We start from the raw sequence: 18,153 nt of genomic DNA on the forward strand, positions 1-18,153 counted from the left end.
ATAATACGGATACCCCTTTTTTAGGATGAACTTCCGATTCTTCCATAAAGGCTGATGAGATAAAGTCCACATAGACCGATAATGGTATAAATAATTCTGGAAATCCATGTGAGATTTCCAAAGATTACGGCTACGATGTCCAGTTTAAATATACCAACCAGAAGCCAGTTAAGTGCACCGATGATTACAAGCGTCAATGCAGTGTTATCAAACCATTTCATCTGAGTAATCCTCCTTTTATCGAATGATAATAGTATTGCCGGGAAAAGTGGAATTATACATTGCGGAAAGGATTTTTATCATGGATAAAAGTGAAAAATATTATCCATATTCACAATATCTCAAAGAAAGATATGGAGAAAAAGTATATAAACTTCCGGTAAACCTCCCGGTCAGCTGTCCAAATAGAATTAACGGAAACGGCTGTTCGTTCTGTGCAGAAAAGGGAACCGGATTTGAAGCAATGGACTCTGCCGTATCTGTCACAGAACAGCTTCTTAGAACTCGCGACTACATTGAGAATCGTTATCATGCGCATAAGTTTATTGCGTATTTTCAAAACTTTACGAATACATTTTTACCGCTTGAAATATTCCGTTCATATATCGAGGAAGCATCCCGCGTTCCTGATATTGTTGAAATTGCCGTCTCTACACGTCCGGATTGTATACGGGATGACTACCTGGATGTATTACATACAGTCCGGGAAAAAACCGGAATCCAGATTACGATCGAACTCGGACTTCAAACAGTGAATTATCATACCTTAAAACAAATATCAAGAGGTCATTCTCTTGCGGAATTTATCGATGCGGTCCTGCATATCAACAAATATTCTTTCGATATCTGTACCCATGTAATCCTGAATCTTCCGGGAGATGATCTGGATGACAGCATTGAAACGGCAAAAATATTATCTGCACTTCCGGTACAGATCGTAAAGGCACATTCTCTTTATATTGCTAAGAATACAAAGTTGTGCGAAGCGTATGAAAATGGTACAATATCTCTATGTAAAAAAGAAGAGTACCTGAACCGCCTCATCCTGTTTCTGGAATATCTGAGACCGGATATTGCAATTGAGCGCCTGTTCAGCCGTATTCCGGAAAAGGATGCTGTATTCTGTAACTGGGACACCAGCTGGTGGAAGTTAAGAGATGAACTATTTGAAATCATGACAGAAAGGCAAAGTTATCAGGGAAAGGCATTTCACTATTTAAATGGATCAGCGTTACGTATGTTAAAGCAATAAAGATAGGAGGCCGGAAATTTGGCTGGAAACACGCAATCATCAAATATAAAAGTATATCAGAAGAAAAAACATTTAAATATTGGGATCATCATTTTTGGTGTTATATTTATTTATCTTGTTGTAACTGTATTAATGTATCTGACAGAAAAACATATTTCTGTTTATGAGGTTCGGGAAGGATCCATTCTCAAAGACAATTCCTATACCGGTCTTGCCATCCGTAATGAAACAGTAATCCGCTCCGAAGACAATGGATACGTTAATTACTTTGTTTCAGCCGGTAGTAAAGTCGGTGCTAAAACACAGATTTATTCTCTTTCTGACCACAAGTTACAGTTTGAATCAAAATCAGGAAAAAGTCAGAAATTAACCTCCGTTGAGCAGAACAATATACGTCAGAAGACCCAGACTTTCTGCGAAAATTATTCTGATGAAAGTTTCGGAGATGTATATACATTAAAAAGTAATATCTCAAATGTGCTGGATGGAAAATCAAATCAGAACCGTCAGACTCAGCTTGCTGCTCTGACCGATGCAGATACCGACGGACTTCATGTGTTTTCTGCGGATTCTGACGGTATCATATGTTATTATGTGGACGGATTCGAAAAAACTACTGCGGATGATGTAACCCCGGATATGTTAAGCAAAGAAGGCTATCGTAAAAAAGAGCAGAAGAACAATACCCGGATTAAATCCGGCACCCCGGTATACAAATTAATCAAAGATGATGACTGGACTTTGGTTATTCCTTTAACCAAAGAGTGTGCAAAAGAGTTGAAAGATTCTTCTAGTGTCCATGTACGTTTTCCGAAAGATAATGAAACTATGACCGCTGCATTTTCCATGAAAAAAGTAAAAGGGTCTTATCTCGGATATCTTGCATTTGATTCTTCGATGGTACGCTATGCCCAGGATCGTTTTGTTGACGTAGAACTGATACTCGAAGATCAGTCCGGACTTAAAATACCGAAATCAGCGATTACAAAGAAGGACTTCTATGTAATTCCGGAAGATTATCTTACCCAGGGCGGAAATAGTAACAGTACCGGTGTATTGATCGATACCGGGAAAGAGAATGCAGAATTTCAGGCTGTTGATATCTATTACCGCGATACACAGACCGGTTCTGTCTATGTTGATCCGGATGATTTTGAAAAAAATACAACCTTAAAAAAAGCAGGCTCTTCAGATACTTATCAATTATCAGAAACAAAGCAATTAAAGGGAGTTTATAATATCAACCGGGGGTATGCGGTATTCCGTCAGGTACAGATTTTATGCGAAAGCGATGATTACTATATTGTACAAAGTGGAAATGATTATGGTCTGTCCAATTACGACCACATTGCACTGACAGGAAAAGACGTACATGAGGGTGATGTCATTTCTTAATTTGATATAAGAGAAAAGGAGCTAGAAATTATGTTAAAAGAAAATCTTGCAAAAGTAGAAGAAAATATCCAGGCTGCATGCGACCGCGCCGGCCGTAAGAGAGAAGAGGTTACGTTGATCGCAGTAAGCAAAACAAAACCTGTAGAGATGCTGCAGGAAGCATATGATCTGGGTGTTCGTGTCAATGGAGAGAACAAAGCACAGGAACTCGCTTCCAAATATGAAGTTCTGCCAAAAGATATCCACTGGCATATGATCGGTCATATGCAGCGTAATAAGGTCAAATATATTATTGATAAAGTAGATCTTATTCATTCTGTGGATTCTGTCCGATTGGCTGAAACAATTGATAAAGAAGCAGAAAAACATAACGTTACAGCCAATATACTGATCGAAGTGAATGTTGCGAAAGAAGAAAGTAAGTTCGGACTTATGCCGGAAGAAGTTCCTGCATTCGTAGAGCAGATATCAAAATTTTCACATATCCGTGTAAAAGGTCTTATGACAATTGCTCCATTTGTAGAAAATCCTGAGGATAATCGCCCTGTTTTTGCTCATTTACGCAAATTATCTGTTGACATCGCAAAGAAAAACATTGATAATATTACTATGAGTATTCTTTCTATGGGTATGACAAATGACTATCCGGTAGCCATAGAAGAAGGAGCTACCATGGTCCGTGTTGGTACCGGAATCTTCGGAGCACGAGACTATACTCATCAAGTATAAACGGAAGATAGGAGATTTATTAAAAATGGGAGTATTAGATAAGTTCTTAAGTATCATGAAGTTAGACGACGGAGACGATGAATACGATGATGATGAATTCTTCGACGATGACGAATATGATGATGATTATGAAGAAAAGCCCAAGAGAAGCCTCTTTCATAAAAGCACAAAAGACAATGATAAAGATTTTGATGAGAATGACGAGGAGGAATATACAGCACCTGTAAAGCAGAAATCTTCATTCTCTAATAATAAAGTAACACCTATGCGTCAGCCTGCAAGAAGAAGCAGTGTAAATATGGAAGTATGTGTAATTAAGCCAACTTCTGTTGAAGATTCCAGAGAGATCACAGAGACTCTGTTAAGCGGACGCACAGTGATCCTTAATCTGGAGGGACTGGATCTTGAGATTGCACAGCGTATTATTGATTTTACTTCAGGTGCTACATTTGCAATCAGTGGTAACCTGCAGAAGATTTCGAATTACATATTCCTGGTAACACCTACAAATGTAGATATTTCGGGAGATCTTCAGGATCTGTTGAACACTTCTTTGGATTCTTCATCTATGAGGACAAGATTTTAATTATGAACAAAGAAGAAAGTATGTTACAGAAACGTCTGGTTGAACTTTCCAGACTTGCATATAACAGAGGAATTGTTGTATTTTCTGACTTTCTTAATTTGAATGAATTGAATATTCTTCATACGACACCGAAAGACATGTTCTTATCCCAGTATAAGACGTATGGTGGATATGACTTATCAGAGCGTCAGATGGCTGTATTTCTACCTGATGCTCTTTATTATGAGTATGAATATCCGATTCAGACAATAGAAGTCAGCCCGCTGAATAAGAAGTTTTCCGAAGATCTTACTCACCGCGATTATCTTGGTGCACTGATGAATCTTGGTATTGAACGTTGTAAGATCGGAGATATTATTGCAGAAGATCATAAAGCGCTGATATTTGTCAAAGAAGAAATGGCAGAATATGTCACCGATAATCTGACTCAGATCAGACATACTCATGTAAAAGCAACGATCGGTACCGGTGTTCAGGTTGATTATGAACCGAGATACGAAGAATTAAAAGGAACCGTATCATCCATCCGTCTCGATAGTGTTCTCGCTTTGGCATATCCTCTTTCCAGAAGTAAGATCACGTCTCAGATTGAAGCCGGAAAAGTGTTTGTGAATGGAAAACTGATTACCAGTAACGGATACCGGTTAAAAGAGAATGATATAATTTCCGTTCGTAAAATGGGTCGTATTGCCTATAATGGGATCCTGTCTGAGACAAAAAAAGGACGTTATATGATTTCTGTACGCAAATATATATAGTTTTTGTACTATGAATTCAAAAAAGTTATAGATTCATAGTATGATCGGCAAGGAGTATCATGAATACAAATACAAAACGTATCACACATTATATCACAGCACTGATCAGTGTTGTTGTACTGGTATGCATAGACCAGTTTACAAAATATCTTGTTGTCGGACACTTAAAAGACCGACCGGCTTATGTACTGATCAGAAATATATTTCAATTAGAATATCTTGAAAACAGAGGAGCTGCATTCGGTATACTGCAAAACCAGAGAGTTTTCTTTTACATCAGTGTACTCCTGATTACCGCAGCTGTGATTTGGTTCTACAGCAAAGTACCTATGGGGAAAAAATATCTGCCACTTCGTATCTGTGCGGTATTGATCGTTGGCGGGGCTTTCGGTAACTGTATTGACCGTATCCGCCTGAATTATGTAGTCGATTTCTTTTATTTCAAACTGATCGACTTTCCGATTTTTAATGTTGCAGATATCTATGTTACCGTTGCAGCATTCCTGTTAGTTATATTAATACTCGTTTACTATAAGGAGGAAGACCTTGAAAGAATTTTCCATCGATCTTAATGCCGAAGGCCAGCGGATTGACCTCTATCTTTCCGAACAGTTCGAAGACAGATCAAGATCTTATATTCAGAAAATCATCAAAGATGGATATGTAAAAGTAAACCAGAAGCCTGTAAAATCCAATTACAGGCTTTCTTTTGATGACAGGGTAGAAGTTACCCTTCCAGAAGCAAAAGAGCCTGATATCGTGCCTGAGAACATTCCACTGGATATCTTATATGAGGATCAGGATATTATTATGATCAATAAACCAAAGCAGATGGTTGTTCACCCTGCTCCAGGACATTACAGCGGAACATTGGTCAATGCTCTGATGTATCACTGCGGAAATGAACTGTCCGGTATCAACGGCTGTATGCGTCCCGGAATTGTTCACCGCATTGATATGGACACCACGGGTTCACTGGTCATCTGCAAGAACGATAAAGCTCATCAGAGCCTTTCCGAACAATTAAAGGTACACTCTATCCGTCGTATCTATGTTGCGATCGTACATGGTAATATCAAAGAAGATTCCGGTACGGTTAATGCACCGGTCGGACGTCATCCGACAGACCGCAAGAAAATGAGTACTCACTGTAAAAATGGACGGGAGGCCATTACCCACTACAAAGTTCTGGAACGTTTCGGAGATTATACCTATATCCAATGTGAGCTTGAAACCGGACGAACCCATCAGATCCGTGTCCATATGGCAAGCATCGGTCATCCTCTGCTCGGTGACGAAGTTTACGGTCCGAAAAAGTGTCCTTTTAAAGGATTGCAGGGACAGACTTTACATGCACGCACTCTTGGTATCATACACCCATCTACCGGGGAATACCTGGAAGTCAACGCACCCCTTCCGGAATATTTTATCGAACTATTAGACAGACTAAGGAATATTTGCAGGTAAATTATGTGAAAATTCTATACATTTCTCCGAGTTTGCTGTATAATATGTTTATATTAATTTATGTATAGGAGCGTGGTATATATGGCAAAGACAAATACAATCATTACGATCGGCCGTGAATATGGTAGTGCCGGACGCCAGATCGGATATAAAGTTGCTGAAGATCTCGGAATCAAATTATACGACAGAGAAATGTTGGAACGCGCAGCAAAGGAAAGTGGTATCTGCGAAGAACTTTTTGAAACACACGATGAAAAACCTACGAACAGTTTTCTGTATTCTCTGGTTATGGATTCCTACTCATTCGGATATCCTTCATCCAGTTATACAGACATGCCGATCAATCATAAAATTTTTCTCGCACAATTTGATACCATCCGCAAGATCGCATCGGAAGGTCCTTGTATTCTTGTTGGACGTTGTGCCGACTATGCACTGGAAGAATTTAATAATGTCTTAAGTGTATTCATTCATGCCGACATGGACGCAAGAGTCCGCAGAATCGCACGGATCTATGATCTGACAGATGCAAAAGCCAAAGATCTGATTAAAAAGACTGATAAGAGACGTTCCAGCTATTATAACTATTACAGCAATAAAAAATGGGGTGCTGCCGAAAGCTATAATATCTGCCTTGACAGTTCTCTTCTTGGAATTGACGGGACAGCAAAGGCAATCGAACAGTTAGTAGCATTAAAAGAAACTGTTACAGACAGAAAATTGTAAATCAAAAATCTCTGACGTATAAATATAAATTGTATATTTTACGTCAGAGATTTTTTGCATGTTACGACATAAAAATGTTCGATTCTGTATATCTTACAATTCCCGCAATTTAACTGCTGAAGCTGCTTTACGGCGACGGGTATCATCTATTGCGGCATAGTGCTTTTTCGTCGTATTTACATCTTTATGTCCCAAAACATCTGCCACAAGATAAATATCACCGGTCTCTTTATATAACGATGTGCCATAAGTACTGCGAAGTTTGTGCGGTGTGATCTTCTTATTCGGCGTTACCTGTCTGGCATACTTTTTCACCATATTTTCAACTGCCTGGACACCCATACGCTTTCTCTGTGTCGATAAGAACAATGCCTGTTCATGGCCAGAGAGGGGAGTAGCTGCCTCGCGGTCACCCGTTATATAATTTTCAAGTGCTCCGGCAACTTCATCGCCAAAATACACAACCATCTGATTGCCACCTTTTCTGGTAACCGTAATTCCATTGTTCTTAAAATCCACATCCTTAAGATCCAGTCCGACACATTCGGACACACGGATACCGGTTCCTAATAACAGCGTAAGAATAGCAATATCACGGTCCCGCGTTTTCTTATAGTAATTCAGTGCCTGTCCGGTCAGGTGATCGCCTGCAGATTCCACAAAATCCAACAACAAAGCAACTTCATCGGTATCCAGACGTATGATTGCTTTATCATGTAGTTTTGGCATATCTACCAGAAGTGTCGGATTCTTCTGTATGATCTGATGTTTGAAATAATATCCGTAAAAACTTCTAAGAGCAGACATTTTACGTGCCAGTCCTTTTTCCCCATTGGTGATCAATTCACCGTCCTCATCGCGTTTATATACTTTCAGGTATTCCAGATATTCCTCAATATCTACAGGTTCAAGGTCCTCCAGATCCCGGGGCATAAAACGGTCCATCGTATAATTCTTATACACAGGATTATTTTCCATAAGGAAATGGAAAAACACACGGATATCGTAAGCGTAGTTAATGCGGGTACGTGCAGATGATTTTGGTTCCATAGCACGGAAATAGTCCTTCGCAAAAGGCGGCAAAGTCTTTAAGACTTCACGAAGGCGTAACGTCTGATCAATCTGACTCTGTTCATGATAATTATGCGGTTTGTTTGATGCCGTGTTTGTTAGGTTGGTAGATGAATCAATCATGTAATAGAAAACCTCCTGAATAGAAATGATGGAATAAAAGTATCAATAAAATAATAAAAATTCCTCATAAAACAATATAATTATAGCAGAATTCGTTATTTCCGTCTATATCTTTTGGAAAAATCGGTATTTGTCGTATAGATATGTACCAATAACAAAATGGCAATGAACTACTATTTTTCATTCATTGCCGTGGGTGAGTATAATATATATAAGCCTTTCAGCATATATATCGGAATGATTCTGTTTTAAAGAATGATTTAAAAAATCATCTGTAATCGTAATATGGAACGGTCAGATACTGACTGTCCTGAATCTGATCGGATGAAAGCTTATTGATCTTTTTTACTTCTGTAATATAAGCATTGAAAGATTCATAATCTTCAGTTATATATTCCTCTGCAATATTCCAAAGAGTATCTCCTGAATGAATCTGAATACTTTTATAGTACTTGCATCTTACCGGATCATCCTTGACGTTATCGTGTGCACTCACAAGACCGCTCCCATAAAATGCACTGAGTCCAAGAATCATAAACAAAGAAAAAATACCAACAAATAGCTTCTTTACATGTACACTTCTTTTTCTTCGGCTGCTTGCCCTGTTGTAACCGGTATAATTACTTCCTCTGCTTTCTCTATAGATTCTCTTTGTATCCATCTCGTACCCCTCCATCTATTCTTCAAAACAGTTTTGTGCGAACATTTGTTCTCTACGTCATCTATTATACAAGTCGAACAAATGTTTGTCAATAGATTCCGCCATATATTTCGAACATATTTTCTAAACATCTGTTTGCGTTTTCCGATATCCTGTGTTATCATTAAATATATAATAATTAACGAATTTACAATCCATCTTAAGGAGGACATAATATGGCGCAGGGGAAAATAACTGCAAAGCAGGAAGAAATATTAGAATATATCAAATCCCAGATACTGGAGCGTGGCTTCCCGCCATCAGTCAGAGATATCTGTGAAGCAGTTCATCTGAAATCTACTTCTTCTGTTCACTCTCATCTGGAAACTCTTGAGAAGAATGGATATATCAGAAGGGATCCAACCAAACCACGTGCGATTGAGATCCTGGATGACTCTTTTAATTTTAACCGCCGCGAAATGGTAAATGTGCCTGTCATCGGACATGTTGCTGCAGGAGAACCACTTCTCGCAGAACAGAACATAGAGAACTACTTCCCTATCCCGATGGAATATATGCCTAACAAACAGACTTTTATGCTCAAAGTACATGGCGAAAGTATGATCAATGCTGGTATTCTTGATGGAGATTTTGTACTGGTCGAACAGTCTGCTGTTGCCGATAACGGAGATATTGTAGTCGCATTGCTTGAAGACAGTGCCACTGTCAAAAGATTTTACAAAGAAGAAGGTATCTTCCGTTTACAACCGGAAAATGATGCGTTGGAACCAATTATCGTCCGTGATCTTCAGATTATGGGAAAAGTGATCGGGGTTTTCCGTTTCTTCTAAACGATATTTTTCAGAAAAAAACCCCAGGCAATATATCAAAAAACGGATTTCTGTTTTACATGATATATTTGCCTGGGGTCTTTAACAAAAGTTCATTCTACATACTAAATACTAACAAACTTTTATTTTATGATACTTTATAATTCATTTACATCATCAATTCTCTTTCCATCATTCCAGATACGCTCCAGATTATAGAACTGACGGTTTTCTCTGTCAAAAATGTGTACGATCACATCACCGAAGTCGATCAACACCCACGCTCCGCTTCTGTGTCCTTCTGTCTCTTTTGCGGCATATCCTGCTTTATGCATCTTTTCTTCTACATTCTCAACAAGTGCACGTACCTGACTGTCACTGTTACCATTTGCAATTACAAAATAGTCTGCAAGAACAGATACCGATGAAATATCAATCGCACATACATTTTCACCCTTTTTATCTTCTAACGCTTCAAATGCGATTTTTGCCATTTCCTTTGCCTGATCCATACTTAATCCTCCTTTCCCATTTCTTTTTTATAATAATCATACGTTTTTTGTGTCATAGGATCCACCGCAATCTTCCTGCTGTTCAGGTATACCAGTGAATCTTTTAAAATCCGGTACAGACATTCATCAATATTCTGAAAAGCAAGCCGTCTTACGGCCGCCATATTCGGCAGTTCTCTTCTGCCCGGCTCGATATAATCCGCAATGTATATGATTTTTTCCAGCATCGTCATAGCCGGACACCCTGTTGTATGGCTTTCAATCGCATGAATAATCTCTTTATCTGTCACACCATATTTTTCATGAGCCAGACAGGCACCCAGTTTTGCATGCAGCAGACTTGGGTTCTCTCTTTCTATGTCTGATACTGTAAAGCCGTATTTCCCGCACAGATGCAGTTTCTTATCATTCGGGATACATTTTGCGCAGTCATGCAGTAAACCGGCATACAGGGCTTTCAGCACGTCCACATCATAACGCATAGCCATCGAAGCGGCCGTATACATCACACCCAGAGTATGCTGGTAGCGGTTATCGTCCAGTTCTTTCTTTAGCACATGCTGTATTTTTATGATTCTTTCATCCATTACCGTATTCCTTCTTTTGTTTTTTCTCTGATACTATCGATATAAATGATGCTGCTTTATATAACTGCATACAGCAGCCGGCATATATTCCGAGACGGAATCCCCGGACTGAAGACTGGCACGCAGTTCATGAGATGAGACAGGCATAAGAGGCGTCTCCAGCAGACGTATCTTTGCATGATATTTTTCAGACAAATATTGTATCTGTCTGTTCATCTCCTCTTTTGTCTTCACCTCATTGCGATAGGTAGCAAGAATTGTGCATGTCGGAAAGATTCGTTCCGGATGTATCCACGTCTCGATTGCCATAAGAGAGTCCGCACCAATGATAAAATAGAATTCATCGTCCGGATATATTTTGCTAAAATGTTCCATCGTCTGGTAAGAACAGGATACTTCCGCTCTCAATGCCTCGTATGGCTGCAGAACAAACTCTGGAAACGGTGCAATCGCAAGACTGGTCATCTTCATCCGGTCTTCTGCAGTGGATTTTATTGTCTCGCTCTTTTTATGCGGAGGGTTCCCGTTCGGCATAAACCAGATCTGATCCAGGGAAAATGCTTTATATGCAGCATGTCCCAGCATCAGATGCCCGTTATGGACCGGATCAAAGGTTCCTCCCATAATCCCTATCTTCATTTGAATCTCCTACCTGTATTATTTTGGCAGCTCTATCTTCTTGTGTTTGTCTTTGCCTTCTTTATATAATACGATCTTCTTACCGATTACCTGTACGACCTGTGAATGTGTACGTTCTGCGATCACTTCTGCAAGTGCACGCGGATCATCTGCGCAGTTCTTAAGTACACTGACTTTGATCAGTTCTCTTGCGTCCAGTGCCTCCTGGATAGCTTTGGTAACTTCCGGTGTCATGCTGTTCTTTCCAATCTGGAAGATTGGATCTAAATTCATAGCAAGACCTTTTAAATAAGCTCTCTGTTTTGTTGTCATCTTTAATCTCCTCTTTATACCATCAACGGACCGCATCTGAACTATTATTTGTAATAGTCAAACTGCAGGCCATACATTCGTACTGTATCTCCCTCCTGGATACCAGCTTCTTCAAGCTGCTCCAGAATTCCTGAATCCTTGAGGAATTTCTGGAAAAATGCAAATCCTCTCTCGGAATCCAGATTTGTATATCCCAGCATCTTTTCGATCTTCGGCCCTTCTACCACGTACATATCGTCTTCTTTTTCGACTGTATACGGAAGATCGTTCATAGGAATCTCTTCCTCAGGGAAATATTCCTGTTCAAATACAATTGTCTCCTGATCCAGATGCTGTAATTCGTTCGATACATAATAAAGTAATTCCTTAATTCCCTGTCCGGTTACTCCGGAAATCGGAAATACTTTTACTCCCTGTGGTTCGAATTCGTCTTTCAGGCGCTGTACCGGATCATCCTCTGTAAAGATCGCATCAATCTTATTCGCTGCGATCACCTGTGGACGGTTCGCAATGTCAGCATTATATGCCTTTAATTCGTTGTTGATCTTATAGATATCATCTACCGGATCCCGTCCTTCTGTTCCAGCCGCATCTACTACATGGATCATCAGTTTGGTGCGTTCGATATGACGCAGGAACTGATGTCCAAGTCCGACACCCTCTGATGCTCCTTCGATCAGTCCTGGAATATCTGCAATTACAAATCCATTCGCATCCGGAAGATCTACAACACCAAGATTTGGATTCAGTGTTGTAAAATGATAATTGGCAATCTTCGGCTGTGCGTTAGTTACGCGTGATAAGAACGTAGACTTTCCGACATTCGGAAATCCCACAAGCCCTACATCAGCGATCACTTTTAATTCCAGATCAACATACAATTCTTTTGCAGGCTGTCCCGGCTGTGCATACTTTGGAACCTGCATGGTTGCAGTTGCAAAATGCTGGTTTCCAAGACCACCTTTGCCACCTTTTAAGATGATCTGTCTGCGGTTGTCTCCGGACATATCTGCGATGACTTTACCGGATTCTGATTCTTTAATAACCGTTCCCTCCGGAACTTTCAGGACAATATCTTCACCGTCCGCACCATGGCATCTGCGTTTACCGCCCTGTTCACCGTCTCTTGCTGTAAATTTTCTCTTGTGCCTGTAATCCTGAAGCGTATTCAGTCCTTCGTCGACTTCAAATATAACGTCACCGCCACGTCCGCCGTCACCGCCATCCGGACCTCCATTCGCTACATACTTCTCGCGCCGGAAACTCACATGACCGTCTCCGCCTTTTCCTGCTCTAATAAATATCCTTGCTCTGTCTGCAAACATACTGTATTCCTTTCATCTATAATAAATAAACGGAAGTCAAAAAAAGCGCGCTGCATCATAACCGAAAGAAGTTAATCATTGCAACGCACTTTTTCAACTCATAATTAAGCTACTGGATAGATAGAAACCTGTTTCTTATCTCTTCCTTTTCTTTCAAATCTTACAACGCCATCAACGAGTGCGAATAATGTATCGTCACCGCCGCGTCCTACATTGATTCCCGGGTGAATCTTTGTTCCGCGCTGTCTGTAAAGAATGTTACCAGCTTTTACAAACTGTCCATCAGCTCTTTTAGCACCAAGTCTTTTAGACTCAGAATCTCTACCGTTCTTTGTAGAACCTACACCTTTTTTATGAGCGAAAAACTGAAGGTTTAATTTCATCATGGTTGTTACACCTCCTCGAATGTTAAATCAATATATTCTGCATAGTTGTCATCATCTACCATCTGTTCCAGGCCAAGAATCATTGCATTCAGCAAAAGTCTTGCATCTTTTGAAGGATGATTCAGATGATAAGAAATCATTCCCGTCTCATCTTCCGAAATCAGACTTGCGTCATCTTCCGTAAATTCTTCAATTGCATTTATTGTGTTGATTACCAGAATAGAAGCAGCGGCACATACAATATCCTGTCCCGGATTTGCATATTCGGCATGTCCTTCCGTCTGAAAACCTACACACTCTTTATACTTGTTCTGAAAGATCGTTACATGAATCATGGATGCTCTCCAATATTAAGCGTTGATTTTTTCAATCTTAACTGCAGTATACTGCTGTCTGTGACCGTTTTTCTTGTGGTATCCAGATTTTCTCTTGTACTTGTAAACGATAACTTTTCTAGCTTTACCGTTTTCAACTACAGAAGCTTCAACTGTTGCACCTGCAACTGTCGGATTACCAACTTTTAATCCGTTGTCACTTACTGCAAGAACCTGGTCAAATGTAAAAGTCTCTCCAGCCTCTACACCAAGTTTCTCTACTTTAATGATATCGCCTTCGGCTACTTTGTACTGTTTACCACCTGTTGCTATAATTGCGTACATATGGCACCTCCTATTATCATTACTCGCCAGTTACGGTGTCTGACTGATGATTCCGGCAGAACTTCAACCTCACTGTGCGGCATACTAGAAGATAATAGCATATGTTTTCCGAAAATGCAAGCATTATCAGAAATATTTTTTATCTTTTATATTCCAAGCAGTTTTTTCGCATTTCCTGAAAAGACTGCCATCTTCTCTTCCTCTGTCAACGGCATCTGATCGAATAATGTCACAAATTTCTTCTGATCGGCCCATGGAGAATCCGTTCCGAACAGGATCCTGTCTGCGCCATGCATATGTACCATCCGCAAGAACTGTTCCTCCGGCATTCTATCCAGAATGACACCCGTATCAAAATATACATTCTGCCCTACCAGATATTTTTCCACCTCATCCCACATTTCGTTTCCACCCATATGGGCAAGTACCAGTTTTTCCGGCTTTACATCATCCAGAAGCTTTCTTGCCATCTTTGGCGTGCAATGTACATCTTTTGGACATTTCGGATCCGCTCCGGCATGGACTACCGTGATAAGTCCAAGTTCCGATGCTGTATCGACAATGTGTTCATAACGGATATCATCAAAATACATATCCTGATAATCCGGATGAAGTTTGATTCCCTTCAATCCCAGATTTTTGATCTCTTTTAATATTTCTTTATAATTTTCACATTCCGGATGGATTCCTCCGAATGAAATAACTGTCCCTTCTGTAAAAGCAGAAGCAAAACGGTTAATAGATTCTACCTGCGATACTTTCGTCACCGCCGGAAGTGAAACAGAAACATCAACTCCCGCTTTCTTCATAGAATCACAAAGTCCGGTATGTGTTCCGTCTGCAAACGGACTTGCTCCAAAAATGTCAGAAAGATAGTCGAGCGTCCGCCCGGCTATCTTATCTGGAAATATGTGTGTATGAAAATCAATGATCATTTTACTCTCCACATTCTTTTAATCTGTCATAACAGTAACCTATAATATCTCTTCTGGTGATAATTCCGATGAAATGTCCCTGATCATCGATCACCGGAACAAAATTCTGTTCCATTGCGCGTCCGATCAGATCTTCCATATTCGATTCTGCTGTCACGCACTGATAATCCACACGTCTTTTAATCTTCATGATACTGATTGATTCTGCCTCTTTAATATTAAATAGATCCAGCTCCTTCAGTGACCATAAAAGATCTCCCTCTGTGATAGAACCGACATATTTCCCCTCTTTATTTAATATCGGTACACAGGAATACTTGTGATATTCCATAATCTCCAAAGCCTGTCGCAAAGTGTGATAATCATAAATGTAAGCAAGATCACTTTTCGGCTTCAGAAAAAACATAATATTCATAGCTAATGAAAGCCTCCCCAATTTATTAAACTATTGTATTTACAAAAATATCATAAACCGCATTGATAGCAGCATTAAAATCATGGCTTCTGACACCAATGATGATATTCAGCTCACTGGAACCCTGATCGATCATCTTGACATTGACATTTGCATGTGCAAGTGCTGCAAATATACGTCCGGAAGTTCCCCTGGTCGCACGCATACCTCTTCCTACAACAGCAATCAGTGCCAGATCTGACTCCAGTTCCAGGAAGTCAGGCTCTACGGCTCTGTGAATTCCCGCAATGACATCCTGTTCTTTTTCTTCAAATTCATCTCTGTGAACGAAGATCGTCATAGTATCGATTCCTGACGGCATGTGTTCAATAGAAATATGATTATTTTCAAAAACTTCTAATACCTTGCGGCAGAATCCGACTTCTGAGTTCATCATTGCTTTTTCGATCGTGATAGAAGCGAAATCCTTCTTACCGGCAATACCAGTGATCGTAAAACGAGGTTTTCTGCAGGTATCTTCTACGATCAGAGTTCCCTTATCTTCCGGTGAATTGGTATTGCGGATGTTGATTGGAATGCCTTCTTTACGTACCGGGAAGATTGCATCTTCATGAAGTACGGTTGCTCCCATATAAGATAACTCGCGCAATTCTCTGTATGTGATCACATCGATCGGCTTTGGATTCTTGATGATTCTAGGATCAGCGATCAGGAAACCAGATACATCGGTCCAGTTCTCATACATGTCTGCATGCACAGCCTTTGCAACGATCGATCCTGTAATATCAGATCCGCCACGGGAAAATGTCTGGATACTTCCGTCAGGTTTTGCCCCGTAGAATCCCGGGATGACTGCACGTTCCGTATTCTCCAGTCTTGCAGACAGGATCTCATGCGTCTTATCTCCGTCAAAATTACCATTCTCATCAAATACGATCACTTCTGCAGCATCGATAAATTCATATCCAAGATATGCTGCCATAATGATACCATTCAGATATTCTCCACGGGAAGCCGCATAATCTCTTCCGATTTTCTTGCTGAAGTTTGTACGGATTGTCTTAAATTCCTCATCCAGACTCAGTTCCAGATCCAATCCTCTGATAATGCTGTTATATCTCTCTTTGATTGCTTCTAACTGCTCTTCAAAGTCTTTTTCCGCATCTTCCCCAAGGATTGCCTGTCCATAACAACTGTATAACATATCCGTTACTTTTGTATCATCCGGCGTACGTTTACCAGGTGCAGACGGAATGACATATCTTCTGGATTCCTCTTTTCTGATAATGTTACCTACTTTTTTAAACTGCTCGGCACTTGCAAGCGAACTACCACCAAATTTTACAACTTTTTTCACTTTTCGTATTCCTCCAACCAAGTATTTTCTGAAATGCATTCATATTCTTTCGCTATAAAAAACGTAACTGTATTTATCTTACATCATTTTTGTGCGCACTTCAATGCAATAATGTGTTAATATGTGCGGGAATAACGATTGATTTTTAGAACTACTGCATAAATATACATGCTTTTCAGGTACTCTCTGATTCTCCCCACAGCATCACTGCATGCGGTTATGGGCGGATCACATCTGCAAATTCTGCTTTTGCAACCTTCTGAAGATCCTGTGGTGCAAGCCGGATCTGCATTCCAAGTTTCCCGCCGCTGACATGCATATATTCCAGTTCCTTTGCATCTTCCTGAATCACGGTAGGGAACTGCTTCTTCATGCCGATCGCCGTGCAGCCCCCGCGGACATATCCGGTCACTTTCGTCAGATCCTTTAAATGCAGCATCTCCAGTGATTTCTCACCAACAACTTTTGCCGCTTTCTTAAAATCAATCTCGGCTTCGATCGGAATCACGAATACATAATGGTTCCCTGTTTTTCCCGTTGTTACCAGCGTCTTATAGACCAGCTTGTGGTCGTATCCAAGTTTGTCTGCGGTCTGGATACCGTCTGTAAAATCATCGCATTCATATTCTTCATAACTATATGAAACTTTTGCGCGGTCCAGCATACGCATGGCATTTGTCTTTACTTCCTTTTTACTCATGTTTAATCACTCCTGTCAGATTGATGGAAGTCCGTTATATCTTTATAAAATATCTTTCCCAAGTCCATCCAGCGAAATGAACTCTGTCTTTCCTTCTTCTGCGTCCGGATTCTTTGCATACACATCAATTCTATGAATATGCACCGGTGTTTCTTCCGGATCTTCTCCTGCAAATTTCAAGAACGCTTCTGCCACCAGATCCGGCTTCAGATTCTGCTCACTTCCGGTTGCAAGATACAGATAGATGCCATCGTCCAGTGCAGCCATTTTGTAGATCATCGGTTTGATATCAACTTCTTTTTCACTTCGCTTGGTCTTTTTCAACACCACAATCTCCGGCTGCGCCATGAATGACTCCACCTTTCCTTTCCAGCTTTCCGGGAGCACGCGGATCTCTTCTGCATGCCTGAACGTCTCAGGAAATGTTACTTTATAATCTGCGGCAGCAACGATCGTCATACCACTGGCTTTCTTATCCGATGAAATCTCACGGAAGCTTATGACTTCTATTCCTTCCACCATCACTGCATTCAACTGCGCAACCGCGTTTTCGGAAGAAATCGGTTTCGTGATCTCGATATCAAAATATTCCCCATCACTTGTCACACCGACTCCGAGCGGCTGTGCGAATGACATGATCATATGCGGGCTGTATCCAGTTGTAAATGCAATCGGAATCTCTGCCCTGCGGATCGCCTTCTGGAAATAACGCATCACATCCAGGTGTCCGATGAAACGCATGACTCCAT

The 18,153-nt window shown here is 40.3% G+C and carries 25 protein-coding genes; 9 read left to right on the top strand and 16 right to left on the bottom strand.

The window, feature by feature from the left end:
• Window positions 1-20 precede the first annotated feature (20 nt).
• Complete coding sequence (locus NKF87_RS06915; RefSeq protein WP_028085928.1) at window positions 21-221, bottom strand: DUF378 domain-containing protein; 201 nt, start codon at window positions 219-221, stop codon at window positions 21-23.
• An 80-nt stretch (window positions 222-301) separates the two neighbouring features.
• Between NKF87_RS06915 and NKF87_RS06920 the strand changes: the two genes are divergently transcribed.
• From NKF87_RS06920 to NKF87_RS06955, 8 genes are all read left to right on the top strand, one after another.
• Window positions 302-1,252, top strand: coding sequence for a TIGR01212 family radical SAM protein (locus NKF87_RS06920; protein ID WP_195256611.1), 951 nt, complete (start codon window positions 302-304; stop codon window positions 1,250-1,252).
• An 18-nt stretch (window positions 1,253-1,270) separates the two neighbouring features.
• The gene (locus NKF87_RS06925) at window positions 1,271-2,647 is read left to right on the top strand and encodes an HlyD family efflux transporter periplasmic adaptor subunit (protein WP_253584302.1); all 1,377 of its coding nucleotides are present in this window, start codon (window positions 1,271-1,273) and stop codon (window positions 2,645-2,647) included.
• 30 nt (window positions 2,648-2,677) lie between these two features.
• On the top strand, window positions 2,678-3,376 hold the full coding sequence (locus tag NKF87_RS06930) for a YggS family pyridoxal phosphate-dependent enzyme (RefSeq protein WP_253584304.1): 699 nt from the start codon (window positions 2,678-2,680) through the stop codon (window positions 3,374-3,376).
• Window positions 3,377-3,401: 25 nt separating this feature from the next.
• On the top strand, window positions 3,402-3,962 hold the full coding sequence (locus tag NKF87_RS06935) for a cell division protein SepF (protein WP_028085924.1): 561 nt from the start codon (window positions 3,402-3,404) through the stop codon (window positions 3,960-3,962).
• Window positions 3,963-3,964: 2 nt separating this feature from the next.
• Window positions 3,965-4,720: an RNA-binding protein gene (locus tag NKF87_RS06940; RefSeq protein WP_177999861.1), complete on the top strand. Its 756-nt coding sequence runs from the start codon at window positions 3,965-3,967 to the stop codon at window positions 4,718-4,720.
• 59 nt (window positions 4,721-4,779) lie between these two features.
• Window positions 4,780-5,292 (top strand): signal peptidase II, encoded by a 513-nt coding sequence (lspA, locus tag NKF87_RS06945; protein ID WP_195256613.1) that lies wholly within the window; start codon window positions 4,780-4,782, stop codon window positions 5,290-5,292.
• Entirely contained in the window at window positions 5,267-6,187 is a 921-nt protein-coding gene (locus NKF87_RS06950) for an RluA family pseudouridine synthase (protein ID WP_195256614.1), read from the top strand. The genes lspA and NKF87_RS06950 overlap by 26 nt, the downstream gene beginning before the upstream one ends.
• Window positions 6,188-6,268: 81 nt before the next feature.
• Window positions 6,269-6,913, top strand: coding sequence for an AAA family ATPase (locus tag NKF87_RS06955; protein ID WP_055284228.1), 645 nt, complete (start codon window positions 6,269-6,271; stop codon window positions 6,911-6,913).
• A 93-nt stretch (window positions 6,914-7,006) separates the two neighbouring features.
• On the opposite strand, the gene NKF87_RS06960 is transcribed toward NKF87_RS06955, so the two are convergent.
• Entirely contained in the window at window positions 7,007-8,107 is a 1,101-nt protein-coding gene (locus NKF87_RS06960) for a tyrosine-type recombinase/integrase (RefSeq protein ID WP_253583331.1), read from the bottom strand.
• Between the two features lie 268 nt (window positions 8,108-8,375).
• Window positions 8,376-8,768 (bottom strand): LysM peptidoglycan-binding domain-containing protein, encoded by a 393-nt coding sequence (locus tag NKF87_RS06965; RefSeq protein WP_117597469.1) that lies wholly within the window; start codon window positions 8,766-8,768, stop codon window positions 8,376-8,378.
• Between the two features lie 215 nt (window positions 8,769-8,983).
• On the opposite strand from NKF87_RS06965, the gene lexA reads away from it, so the two are divergent.
• Window positions 8,984-9,598 (top strand): transcriptional repressor LexA, encoded by a 615-nt coding sequence (gene lexA / locus NKF87_RS06970; protein ID WP_055284226.1) that lies wholly within the window; start codon window positions 8,984-8,986, stop codon window positions 9,596-9,598.
• 137 nt (window positions 9,599-9,735) lie between these two features.
• Here the strand turns inward: lexA and rsfS are convergent, their stop codons facing one another.
• The 13 genes from rsfS to NKF87_RS07035 form a co-directional block, all read right to left on the bottom strand.
• Complete coding sequence (gene rsfS, locus NKF87_RS06975; RefSeq protein WP_028085917.1) at window positions 9,736-10,089, bottom strand: ribosome silencing factor; 354 nt, start codon at window positions 10,087-10,089, stop codon at window positions 9,736-9,738.
• Between the two features lie 2 nt (window positions 10,090-10,091).
• Window positions 10,092-10,676 carry a bis(5'-nucleosyl)-tetraphosphatase (symmetrical) YqeK gene (gene yqeK / locus NKF87_RS06980; RefSeq protein ID WP_253583332.1) on the bottom strand — a complete coding sequence of 195 codons (585 nt, stop codon included), beginning with the start codon at window positions 10,674-10,676 and terminating at the stop codon, window positions 10,092-10,094.
• 33 nt (window positions 10,677-10,709) lie between these two features.
• Complete coding sequence (gene nadD / locus NKF87_RS06985) at window positions 10,710-11,315, bottom strand: nicotinate-nucleotide adenylyltransferase (protein ID WP_253583333.1); 606 nt, start codon at window positions 11,313-11,315, stop codon at window positions 10,710-10,712.
• A gap of 18 nt (window positions 11,316-11,333) precedes the next feature.
• The gene (yhbY, locus tag NKF87_RS06990; protein WP_028085914.1) at window positions 11,334-11,627 is read right to left on the bottom strand and encodes a ribosome assembly RNA-binding protein YhbY; all 294 of its coding nucleotides are present in this window, start codon (window positions 11,625-11,627) and stop codon (window positions 11,334-11,336) included.
• Between the two features lie 44 nt (window positions 11,628-11,671).
• Entirely contained in the window at window positions 11,672-12,952 is a 1,281-nt protein-coding gene (gene obgE, locus NKF87_RS06995; protein ID WP_117597468.1) for a GTPase ObgE, read from the bottom strand.
• 104 nt (window positions 12,953-13,056) lie between these two features.
• Window positions 13,057-13,338, bottom strand: coding sequence for a 50S ribosomal protein L27 (gene rpmA / locus NKF87_RS07000; RefSeq protein ID WP_016225477.1), 282 nt, complete (start codon window positions 13,336-13,338; stop codon window positions 13,057-13,059).
• A gap of 5 nt (window positions 13,339-13,343) precedes the next feature.
• The gene (locus NKF87_RS07005; RefSeq protein WP_028085912.1) at window positions 13,344-13,673 is read right to left on the bottom strand and encodes a ribosomal-processing cysteine protease Prp; all 330 of its coding nucleotides are present in this window, start codon (window positions 13,671-13,673) and stop codon (window positions 13,344-13,346) included.
• Window positions 13,674-13,688: 15 nt separating this feature from the next.
• A complete protein-coding gene (gene rplU, locus NKF87_RS07010; RefSeq protein WP_028085911.1) occupies window positions 13,689-13,997 on the bottom strand; it encodes a 50S ribosomal protein L21 in 309 nt (102 codons plus the stop codon).
• 146 nt (window positions 13,998-14,143) lie between these two features.
• Window positions 14,144-14,932: an amidohydrolase family protein gene (locus tag NKF87_RS07015; protein WP_253583334.1), complete on the bottom strand. Its 789-nt coding sequence runs from the start codon at window positions 14,930-14,932 to the stop codon at window positions 14,144-14,146.
• Between the two features lies 1 nt (window position 14,933).
• On the bottom strand, window positions 14,934-15,347 hold the full coding sequence (locus NKF87_RS07020; protein WP_055284222.1) for a CBS domain-containing protein: 414 nt from the start codon (window positions 15,345-15,347) through the stop codon (window positions 14,934-14,936).
• Window positions 15,348-15,372: 25 nt separating this feature from the next.
• Complete coding sequence (locus tag NKF87_RS07025) at window positions 15,373-16,704, bottom strand: aspartate kinase (RefSeq protein ID WP_253583335.1); 1,332 nt, start codon at window positions 16,702-16,704, stop codon at window positions 15,373-15,375.
• A 217-nt stretch (window positions 16,705-16,921) separates the two neighbouring features.
• A complete protein-coding gene (gene ybaK / locus NKF87_RS07030; protein ID WP_028085907.1) occupies window positions 16,922-17,404 on the bottom strand; it encodes a Cys-tRNA(Pro) deacylase in 483 nt (160 codons plus the stop codon).
• A gap of 42 nt (window positions 17,405-17,446) precedes the next feature.
• Window positions 17,447-18,145 carry a TIGR03936 family radical SAM-associated protein gene (locus tag NKF87_RS07035; protein WP_055284271.1) on the bottom strand — a complete coding sequence of 233 codons (699 nt, stop codon included), beginning with the start codon at window positions 18,143-18,145 and terminating at the stop codon, window positions 17,447-17,449.
• Window positions 18,146-18,153 lie beyond the last annotated feature (8 nt).

Origin of the sequence: Dorea longicatena, from assembly GCF_024168045.1 — a bacterium.
Lineage (GTDB): Bacteria > Bacillota > Clostridia > Lachnospirales > Lachnospiraceae > Dorea_A.